Below are 525 nucleotides of genomic sequence, written 5' to 3'. Positions count from 1 at the left end.
CACCTATACGCCGAATGGCAATTATAATGGTCTGGATACATTTACGATGCTAATAAGCGACCCGTCGGGCGCATTTATAGTGACAAATGTATTTGTGACTGTCACGCCAGTGAACGATGCACCAGTGGTGCCGAACTATGAGTTTGTGATCAATGAAGATACGAGTTTAAGTAGCCAAGTGGTGGCAACAGATGTGGACGGCAATCCACTAACGTACGGGTTACTGACAGGTCCAGCAAATGGAACAGTGGTAGTCAATCCAGACGGAACCTACACGTATACACCAAACGAAAATTACAACGGGGTAGATAGCTTTAGTATCGTAGTAAGCGACGGCCAAGGAGGAACGGCCGTTTCAACGATTACAATTACGATTCTGCCAGTAAATGATCCACCAGTAGGTCCGGTGGTGGTAACGCTGGTTACCAATGAAGACACGGCAGTATCGAGTCAAATTACAGCGTTTGATCCAGATGGAGAAGTGTTGACGTATAGCTTACAAGATCCGCCAACAAACGGAGTGGT

General features: G+C 46.5%; 1 protein-coding gene. It reads left to right on the top strand.

Annotated features, from left to right (window positions below; translation table 11 throughout):
• On the top strand, positions 1-525 hold a 525-nt coding region (locus AC2YJL_RS27650; protein WP_487375098.1), incomplete at both ends, for a tandem-95 repeat protein.

Source organism: Priestia sp. SRI_019, assembly GCF_057586255.1.
Note: the sequence above shows the minus strand (reverse complement) of the source record. Positions and strands in the feature narration are given on the sequence as shown.